This is a genomic window from Psychrilyobacter sp., from assembly GCF_049671765.1.
Lineage (GTDB): Bacteria > Fusobacteriota > Fusobacteriia > Fusobacteriales > Fusobacteriaceae > Psychrilyobacter.
Genome location: NZ_JBATVM010000068.1, coordinates 1 through 7670 on the forward strand (window position 1 = coordinate 1; position 7670 = coordinate 7670).

7 protein-coding genes are annotated in these 7670 nt (G+C 30.3%); 1 reads left to right on the forward strand and 6 read right to left on the reverse strand.

Annotated elements, in window-relative coordinates; translation table 11 throughout:
* From feoB to WBG30_RS03570, 3 genes are all read right to left on the reverse strand, one after another.
* The coding region (feoB, locus tag WBG30_RS03560; protein WP_424503272.1) for a ferrous iron transport protein B at positions 1-1355 on the reverse strand (1355 nt) is incomplete at its 3' end.
* A gap of 82 nt (positions 1356-1437) precedes the next feature.
* Entirely contained in the window at positions 1438-1674 is a 237-nt protein-coding gene (locus WBG30_RS03565) for a FeoA family protein (protein WP_424503273.1), read from the reverse strand.
* Between the two features lie 88 nt (positions 1675-1762).
* Positions 1763-1990: a FeoA family protein gene (locus tag WBG30_RS03570; RefSeq protein ID WP_424503274.1), complete on the reverse strand. Its 228-nt coding sequence runs from the start codon at positions 1988-1990 to the stop codon at positions 1763-1765.
* Positions 1991-2251: 261 nt separating this feature from the next.
* Here WBG30_RS03570 and WBG30_RS03575 point away from each other — a divergent pair, with 261 nt between their 5' ends.
* Complete coding sequence (locus WBG30_RS03575; RefSeq protein WP_424503275.1) at positions 2252-3643, forward strand: aminopeptidase P family protein; 1392 nt, start codon at positions 2252-2254, stop codon at positions 3641-3643.
* 249 nt (positions 3644-3892) lie between these two features.
* Here the strand turns inward: WBG30_RS03575 and WBG30_RS03580 are convergent, their stop codons facing one another.
* From WBG30_RS03580 to argS, 3 genes are all read right to left on the reverse strand, one after another.
* A complete protein-coding gene (locus WBG30_RS03580; protein WP_424503277.1) occupies positions 3893-4471 on the reverse strand; it encodes a YiiX/YebB-like N1pC/P60 family cysteine hydrolase in 579 nt (192 codons plus the stop codon).
* Positions 4440-5174 carry a polyphenol oxidase family protein gene (locus WBG30_RS03585; protein WP_424503278.1) on the reverse strand — a complete coding sequence of 245 codons (735 nt, stop codon included), beginning with the start codon at positions 5172-5174 and terminating at the stop codon, positions 4440-4442. Before WBG30_RS03585 ends, WBG30_RS03580 begins: the two co-directional genes overlap by 32 nt.
* Before the next feature lie 181 nt (positions 5175-5355).
* Positions 5356-7071: an arginine--tRNA ligase gene (gene argS / locus WBG30_RS03590; RefSeq protein ID WP_424503276.1), complete on the reverse strand. Its 1716-nt coding sequence runs from the start codon at positions 7069-7071 to the stop codon at positions 5356-5358.
* Between the last annotated feature and the right edge of the window lie 599 nt (positions 7072-7670).

Sequence of the window (7670 nt, forward strand, 5' to 3'; positions counted from 1 at the left end):
GCTGTAAATAATCCATATACTGGTAATCTTGCTCCACAAGACATAAATGGTGCCATTAGAGCTGTTAATCTTCTGGATTTTTCATCTTCTAAAGTTCTTGTAGCATAAATAGCAGGTACTGTACACCCAAATCCTAATACCATTGGTACAAAAGCTTTTCCTTTTAATCCCATAGTTCTCATGACTTTGTCCATTAAAAAAGCTACTCTAGACATATATCCACTCTCTTCTAATATAGCTAGGAAGAAATATAAAAATAACATCAACGGAACGAAGACTAATACTCCTCCAACTCCTGCAATCAATCCATCTAATACAAATGAATTTAGCCAGTCTGGTGTTCCTGCTACAAGCATCCCTGCATATTTACCAATAAACCCATTTATAAATCCATCTAACCAGTCCTGTAACGGTGCTGCCCCATTAAATACTATTCCCATAAGACCTGCAATTAATACTAAAAATATAGGTAATCCTAAAATTTTATTCAGTAAAATTTTATCTACCTTATCTGTAAAATCTAACCTCGATTTTAAAGATGTCTTCAGTGTATGGAGAAGAATTCCCTTTACAGCCCCATATCTACTCTCTGCAAATATAGTTTCTACATCTTCGTCAAATTTATCCTCTATTCTTTTTTTAGATTCCTCTACTAAATTCAATCTATTTATTCCATACTCTTTTAATTTCCCTAAAAAATGCTTGTCACCTTCTAATAATTTTATAGTTATAAAATCCATAGCATATTTATCCATTACAGGAATAAATTCGTCACTATCTCTAACAAGTTCTTCCACTTTTTTCATTTCTGTTTCTAAAAATTTATCAACTCTTAGTTCATATTTAGAATGTGCCTGTTCTTTATGTTCTTCAGCTACCTTTAATGATTTTTCTAATAATTCTTTTATTCCTCTATTTTTTAATGCACTTGTTGTAACAGCTTCCATCCCTATGTGTTCTTCAAAATGCTTTAGGTCTAGTTTATAGTTTAATTTTTCAAATTCATCTATAAAGTTTAATGCCATTATCATAGGTTTTCCTAGTTCTTTTAAAAGCATAGTTAAATATAGGTTTCTATCTAAGTTTGTTGAATCTACTACATTAATTACTACATCTGGATTTTCATCTATGATATAATCACGAGTAATCTTTTCTTCTAAAGTATAAGGACTGAGTGAATAAACTCCAGGTAAGTCTACTAATTTGATTTTTTGACCTTTATATTCAAATTGTGCTTCTTTTTTTTCTACTGTAACTCCCGGCCAGTTTCCTACCTTTAGAGATGAACCTGCCATTTCATTTATTAATGCTGATTTACCTACATTTGGATTTCCTGCAAACGCAATCTTTATCATTATTTATCTCCCTTGTGTCGTATGGCAATTTATGAGTTACCTCTACGCAAATTTTATTTTTTGATTTAATATTAATATTTAATTATTTACTTTTCACAACATCTTTTATTTCAATATGATTAGCATCTTCTTTCCTGATGGCTATTCCTGTACCTTTTATTAAAAATTGCTGGGGGTCTCCTAAAGGAGCGTCTCTTTCTAACTTAATAAGTTCCCCTGATGTTATCCCCATATCTGTTAACCTCTTCCTTAGTTCTCCTAATTTACCTATCTTTACAATTATGGCTTTTTCCCCTCTGTTCAATTCTGTTAGTTTCATTCTGCCCTCCAATTATATCACTTTTTAAAAGCTATTGTTCTTTATTATATTTCGATTTTCAAACTATTTTAGTAAAAAAATTCGTAGACTATATCTCATCTACGATAATTTTACTAGCTAACCCGAATCCTACTGCATATTTTGAAGTTTTTGTTTTAAGAATTATATTCCCTCTGCAACTTCCTTCAGAGATGCAAAGACACTCTCCTATACAAAGTCCTCTCTCTAAAAGTTTTCCTTTTGCCCTATCTCCACCTAATATTTCAACAATTTTTAATGTTTTATCTGATGCAGCAAATGTTATTGGACAAGCCATGAGATCCCTCCTAGTAGTAATCTTAAATAACCATTTATTTCTATAATCAGTCTATCAACTTATCAAAAATTTGTCAAGAATAAACTTTGATAATAAAAGTATTTCCCTCTCTCTACATTTTTTTAAAATTTTTTGTTTTTTTCATACAAAAATATGATAGGATAAACTTGAGGTTATACTAAAAAATTATAACTAATCATGAATTATACAATTTTACACATACAAATTAGTATTAATTCATAAAAAAATAGGAGGGACATTATGTTTAGTAAAGAAACTTATATTGAAAGAAGAAAAAAATTAAAGAAAGAGATGAAATCGGGTCTTGTTCTCATCACTGGAAATAGTGAAGCTAGTATGGATTATTTAGATAATACATACGAGTTTAAGCAAGACAGTAGTTTTAGGTATTATTTTGGTATCGATCGAGCCGATATGTTTGGTCTTATAGACTTAGATAGTGATAAAAATTATATCTTTGGATATGATTATACCATCTCCGATGTTATATGGATGGGACCTCAACCATCTCTAAAGAACGAAGCTATTAACTTTGGAATAGAAAATACGGGATCATACGAAGATCTAAAAGTATTTTTAGAAAATAATAGGGATAAAAAAATTCATTATCATCCTCAATATAGAGGTGAAAACATTATAACTTTAGGAGAGCTTTTGAACAAAACTCCTAAAGAGATCAAAAATGGAAGTTCTGAAGAACTTTGTTACGCTATAGCTAATCAGAGAAATTATAAGACTCCTGAGGAGATCACAAAAATAGAAGCAGCAGTCAATGTTACCCGTGCTATGCACTTAAAAGCTATGCAAACTGCAAAGGTCGGTATGAAAGAATATGAAGTTACAGCAAAGGTCCAAGAAGTAATGTTATGTAATCACTGTACCGATAGTTTTCCTATTATTTGCTCGACTAATGGGCAGACTCTCCACAACCACTACCATGGAAATACTCTAGAAAGTGGAAGGATGCTTCTCGTTGATGCTGGAGCGAAATCAGCCTCAGGGTATTGTGGAGATATGACAACCACTTTTCCTGTAGATGCAAAATTTACTCCTAAACAAGCTGTAATTTACAATATATTAATAGACGCATATAATCATACTGAGTCTATTTTAAAAGCAGGTATTACATATAAGGAAGTTCATTTAGCTACTTGTTCTAAAATTGCAGAAGGACTAAAATCTTTGGGACTTATTGTAGGAGATATTGATGAAGTCGTTAAAAATGGTGTCCATGCATTATTTATGCCTCATGGACTAGGTCATATGATGGGAATGGATGTACATGATATGGAAAATTTTGGAGAAGTTATAGTAGGATACAATGGAGAAGCTAAATCAACTCAATTCGGATTATCTTCACTCAGAATGGGAAGAGTTTTAGAAGATGGATTTGTATTTACAGTGGAACCTGGAATATACTTCATCCCTGAACTTATTAAAAAATGGAAAGATGAAGGTATTAATTCTAAATTTTTAAATTTTGAAAAAATCGACGAATATCTAAACTTTGGTGGTATGAGATATGAAGGTGACTATGCTATAGAAAATGGTAGATCTCGTAGATTAGGATTAAAAATGCCTAAAACTATTGAAGAAGTAGAAACTGAAAGAGCAAAAGCTTATTCAAAGTAAATTTCTGATCTCTTATATAATAAAAAAGTTAAGCTCTAACTATAATTTAGTTAGGACTTAACTTTTTTTATATTTTTAGATATCTAATTAAAAATTCTTTTCTTTGAGTCAAATATCTTTATAGCTACTATTCTTCCCTAACTATCATATTTTATTAATTATTTTTAGCATAGTAAAAATCACGCTATCTTCTAATAAAACTATCTGATTTATAATCCATTTTTCTTATGATTTTCATTTTTTTCATTCCTAAAATATAATTTGATCTAACTCTTTTGAAGCTATAAAATCATATGGAAAAACCATAAATCCCCCATCACTATCTAAATCCAAATCATATCCAAGTTCCTTTGCGGTAATATAATATATATACCACACATACTTTGAACAATAAAAACTATTGGTATTTTTTCTTCCACTTATAAAATAACCTTTATCTGTATATTTTTTCAACTTTTCAATAAACAACTTTTTAAATTTTTCATCAAAATGTTTATATCTGAGTACCATAACTTCTCTGTCTTCATACAACCATGAATAAGTATCAATCTCATAATATCCTACTCCTAATTTGGGATAATCGCCTATGGTATCTTCTTTTACCACCATAGCAGCATGTCCATACCATCCCAGAGGATCTTTTGCCATTTTACTCTTTACTATTATATCTCCTACCTCTAATTCTTCGGTTCTATACCTTACACTTTTTATATCTTGCCAACTCCTCTCTACAGGTATACTAGTACAAGAAGTAAAAACAAGTAATAAACAAAATAAAATAAATATATCAATAAAACTACTTTTTCTTAAAGTATATGAATGCTCCATTTCTACCACTTAGATCCCCGTCCCTCCTATAAGAATGAAATTCATCCCTATAAGTACAACTATTAGAAGTTATTATATTTTCTTCTTTTATTCCTAATCTCAATAATATTTGTTTATTAAATTCTATATTATCATAGTAGTACCCATCTGATTTTATAGAAAATATAATCCTTGTCATCTCCTTTCCATATTGTCTGTAGTATGCCTCAAAGAACTCGTCTCCTACTGGGTAGTTGTCCACAGATATTCCTATCCCTAATCCAATTACAATATCTTCTACTAAAGATCCATATTCAGAGAACATTTTCTCTATCATTTTTTTTTGTATCCCATCAAAAGCTCCTTTCCACCCAGCATGACAGAGTCCTATAACCTCATTTTTCTTATCATAGGCATATATCGGTAAACAGTCTGCATATTGGGTAAATAAAACTAAAGCTTTATTTTTTGTGATAAATCCATCAGTATCTAAATAGATTTCTTTTGCTTTTTTTCCTACCACGGCTATATTTATAGAATGGGTTTGACTTGCAAAAACTATAGTTTTCTCCTCTATATCTAAAAGTTTTTTTATCCTATCTTTAGATACTGTATCTTGCTTTATTATCCTACTATCTATTAAATTTTTAGTGGTATAGATTGCCCCTATCCCTAAACTGTCAAATTCTTCTATCTCATAGTATTTATCTTTTTTTATAAAAATTTTATTTTCCTCCTACTCACCTTTTAATTCTAAATATAGTAAAAGAAGAATTCCAAAGGAATTCTTCTTTATTTTAACTCTTTCTCCCTTTTACCGCTCTCGGTTATCACTACTCTCTATTCTTCAGTTTTATTTCTACCTGATTAAGAAGAAATTAGAAGGAGAGGGTCGATAAAAAGGTCTACATTCTATCTACTGTTCTCATACCTAATAATTCTAACCCTTCTTTTAAAGTTTTAGCTGCTCTATCAGCAATTAATAATCTAGAATATAAAATTTTATCCTCCTGATTTAATATTGGACAAGCATTATAAAAAGTATTAAATTTCTTAGCTAATTCAAATAAATAATCTGTTATTATGTTTGGTTTATATGTTGTAGAAGCTTTGAGTACCGCAGCTGGGAATTGATTCATATGCAATGCTAACGCTTTTTCTGCTTTTTCTATAAATTTAACTTCAGCATTTTCATCTAAGTTTTTAGAAGCTTCTGCTCCTTTTCTAAGGATCGATTGAATTCTAGCATATGTATATTGTAAATAAGGTCCTGTGTTCCCTTCGAAACTTAAGATCTTATCCCACTCAAATATTATTGCACTCTGTCTATTTTGAGAAAGGTCAGCATATTTAACTGCTCCTGTTCCAACTACTTCTGCAATAATTTCTTTTTCCTCAGTAGAAAGTGTTGGATTTTTTTCCTCCACTACTTCTAATGCTCTTCTTTTAGCTTCATCTAAAAGTTCTTCTAATTTAATTACATTTCCCTTTCTAGAAGAGAATATACCGTCAGCAAATCTCATTATTCCAAACCATATATGTTTCTTTTCAATATTCCAATCCATCATTTCAGTTATTGCAAAAAACTGCTTAAAGTGATCTTGTTGTCTTTCATCAGTTACATAGACCAATTTGTTTACATCATAGTTTTCTTTTCTAAATTTAACTGTAGCTATATCTGAAGTTGCATATAAGAATGCTCCATCTCCTTTTTGTACTAAGCACGGATTTAATTTTGTTTCCTCAGGGAAAAATACGACCTGAGCTCCCTCAGATTCCACCGCTATTTTCTTTTCCTTTAATTCTTCTATAACTCCTGGCATTATATCATGATAGTGTGATTCACCAAAATATGTATCAAATTCAATATCTAATCTCTTGTATACTTTATTGTATTCATTTAATGATACTTCTATAAACTCCTTCCAAAGTCTATAATTCTCTTGGTCACCTTCATGTAATTTTTTCAATTCCAATCTTGCTTGATCATTTAACTCTTCATTATGCTCTGACTCCACAGCGAACTTTACATATACTCTCTCTAATTCATCGATAGGAGCTTCCTCATATGCATCTTTATCCAACCAATTTCTATATCCAATGATTAATTTCCCAAATTGAGTTCCCCAGTCGCCAATATGATTGTCTGCTACTGTATTATACCCTAAGTGATTATATATTCTCTTGATAGAATCACCTATGATTGTAGATCTAAGGTGACCTATATGCATTCTCTTGGCGATATTAGGAGAAGAGTAATCTATAATTACGTCTCCATGGGTATCTAAAAATGAAAAATCATATTTTTCGCTAGTCATGTTATTTATTCTTTTTCCTAAGTACTCTTCTTTTAAATATATGTTAATAAATCCAGGCCCTGCTATCTCTAATTTTTCTATAACTTCATTCTCAAAAAATCCTTCTACTAATTTAGTAGCTATGGCTCTTGGATTATTTCCTATTATTTTAGAATTCATCATGGCAAAATTTGTTTGGAAATCTCCAAATTTATCATTTGTAGCTGGTTGGATATCTACGCCTCTTAACCCTTTTACCCCTTCAAATGAATTTTGTACCATTTGACTAAATATACCGGCTATCTCTTTTTCAATAAGTAACATTTTTTCAACTCCTATTTCTTCCAAATTTATAATTTATTTACTTTATATTTTAACATATTTAATTAGAATTTTGGATTTTTTTTACTCATATATTTTTTGCCACTAATCTATCGTATAGTTAATTCATGAATTACCCTAATCAAACCTAACTTTTCTTTTTATCACAAATTTATAATATCCTACTACTATGGCACAGAAGTTTTTAAATTTCCTTTTTGATACAGATTTCTATGGATCTAAAACCTCATTTTCATGGATAAAAAAACTAAACCTTTACACTAAGCTCACAAAATAAAATTTAAAAAGATCACTAAGAAAATATTAAAATCCATATGACACAGACCAAATCTAACTCCTTTTGTCCTTTGGACATCTTCCTCTCACATCAGAGGAAAAATTTATTATAAATTCATAGATTTTGAAGTTTATAGTCGTTATACTTCAGCCAACTATGCCCGTCAGGAATCCCAATAAGAAACGGGGATTCCTGGACTTTCCCCTATAACATCATTTAGAAAAAGTCTGCTTTTCTTTGGTTCGTTTCTTTTTCAGATAAAAAGTAAATGAACTCGTATCAAAGGCGGAAACTTTGGAATCTT